3 protein-coding genes are annotated in these 2,236 nt (G+C 46.6%); 1 reads left to right on the plus strand and 2 read right to left on the minus strand.

Annotation, left to right across the window (positions count from 1 at the left end; all coding sequences use genetic code 11):
- Both HRU21_12945 and galU read right to left on the minus strand, forming a co-directional pair.
- The coding region (locus HRU21_12945) for a phosphomannomutase (GenBank protein NRA43196.1) at positions 1–890 on the minus strand (890 nt) is incomplete at its 3' end.
- A gap of 19 nt (positions 891–909) precedes the next feature.
- Positions 910–1,740, minus strand: a complete 831-nt coding sequence (galU, locus tag HRU21_12950) for a UTP--glucose-1-phosphate uridylyltransferase GalU (protein ID NRA43197.1) — start codon at positions 1,738–1,740, stop codon at positions 910–912.
- Between the two features lie 222 nt (positions 1,741–1,962).
- Here galU and fabA point away from each other — a divergent pair.
- Positions 1,963–2,236: bifunctional 3-hydroxydecanoyl-ACP dehydratase/trans-2-decenoyl-ACP isomerase (gene fabA, locus HRU21_12955; GenBank protein ID NRA43198.1), on the plus strand; the 274-nt coding region annotated here is incomplete at its 3' end.

The following is a 2,236-nucleotide window of genomic DNA, read 5'->3' on the forward strand; positions in this document are numbered from 1 at the left end:
TGCTCAACAATATCAACCGTATTCCAAGTTAGACGGGGGTCATGCACTACAGACTCGGCAGACGGTGAGGCTGAGCCACGTAAGAACGCTTCAGCTAATAAACCAACAATATAGTAGCCTTCGATAAATTCGCCATTTTCATCAAACAAGAAACAGCGATCAAAGTCACCATCCCAGGCAATGCCAAAGTCAGCTTGATGCTGCTTAACCGCATCAATGGTCGAGGCCCGATTTTGCTCAAGCAGCGGGTTTGGTACACCGTTTGGAAATTCACCGTCAGGATTGTGATGCACCTTAATAAACTCTACCTGAGGCAGTAATGGCTCCAGTAAATCGATCACGGTTCCCGCGCCGCCATTACCCGCATTAACAACCAGCTTAAGCGGCTTTAAAGCCGGCGCGTCGATATAAGACAGTAGATGCTGTGGGTAAGACGCCAGAATATCGAGGGAGAATACCTCACCTTTTTGCGGCGATGGCTCGAAGCTGTTTTGCTCTGCCAAGGCTTTAATATCTAATAAACCGCTATCGCCAGAGATGGGCTTGGAGCCTTCACGCACAAACTTCATCCCATTATAGTCTTTAGGGTTGTGCGAGGCGGTCACTGCAATCCCGCCGTCCATTTGATGGTGAAAGGTTGCAAAATATACCTGCTCGGTTCCCGACAGGCCGATGTTATAAACATCGACACCGCTATCCGTCAGGCCGCGAGATAGGGCGTCGGCGAAAGCCTGACTGGTCAATCGAATATCGTACCCAACCACCACTTTTTTAGGCTTTATCACCTCAGCATAGGCGCGGCCAATGCGGTAACAAATATCTTCATTAATTTGGTTAGGGATCTGCCCACGAACATCGTAGGCTTTAAAACAGCTTAATTCTTGCGTCATAATATCGTCTTAAATCAGATTATACGTCTTGATACACATGCTCAAAGCAGAAATTGGTGGCCTCGACAAAGCCATTCACACTGCCGCAGTCAAATCGCTGACCCTCAAATTTATAAGCCATAACGCAGCCTTTTTTAGCTTGCTGCAATAGGGCATCGGTAATTTGCACCTCGCCATTTTTGCCTGGCGCTGTGTCACGTAAAATATCAAAAATATCAGGTGTTAAAATGTAGCGACCAATAATCGCCAAGTTTGACGGCGCATCTTCTTTTGCAGGCTTTTCAACCATGTCTTCAACGCGGTACAAGCCATCTTTCATGCTCTCACCAGCAATTACACCGTATTTGTGCACCTGATCTTCAGGCACTTCCATAATGGCAACAATCGAACAGCGGAACTGCTTATACAGCTCTGCCATTTGCGCCATAACGCCTTTACCTTGTTGATTAACGCATAAATCATCAGACAAAATTACGCCAAAAGGATGATCGCCAATCATGGTTTCACCCGTCAGAATGGCATGCCCCAGGCCTTTCATTTCGCGCTGCCGGGTAAAAGAAAAAGTTCCCTTGTCTAAAACATTGCGGATTGACTCTAGGTACACCTCTTTACCGGAACCGGCAATTTGGTGCTCTAACTCATAAGATATATCAAAATGGTCAGCGATAGCACGCTTACCGCGGCCGGTAATAAACGAAATATCGCACATACCGGCATCAATGGCCTCTTCAACCCCATATTGCACCAGCGGCTTATTCACCACTGGCAACATTTCTTTAGGCATGGATTTAGTGGCGGGTAAAAATCGGGTACCGTAACCGGCAACGGGGAATAGACACTTCTCAATCATGTAACTTCCTATAAACATCGTGTTCTGATAGTAGCCACAACACTGTAACAAAGAGCCATCTTATCGCAAGCTAATTTCGCGCTTTTACAGCCAAAAATTCACGCATTCGCTGCAGATCAAGGTATTTCGAGACATTCGTATTTTTCAGTGTACGAACAGTAAGCAACTCGCTACACTATTGCCCTTTTGATAATAAGATACATAGCTATGAGCGGTAAAAATTTGACGGATCAAAACAGCTTTGATAAGCCAGCGTTAATCGAATGCGGTTATGGCCGACTATTTGGCGAGGGTAATGCACAGCTGCCGGTAGACAATATGCTAATGATCGATCGCATTAGTCGAATCACCGCTGACGGTGGCGAGTTTGGCAAAGGCGAAATCATCGCTGAATTAGACATCCACCCCGAGCTTTGGTTTTTTCAGTGCCACTTCCCTGGCGACCCTGTTATGCCGGGCTGTCTTGGCCTCGATGCAATGTGGCAATTACTGGGCT

This window comes from Pseudomonadales bacterium (assembly GCA_013215025.1).
GTDB lineage: Bacteria > Pseudomonadota > Gammaproteobacteria > Pseudomonadales > DT-91 > DT-91.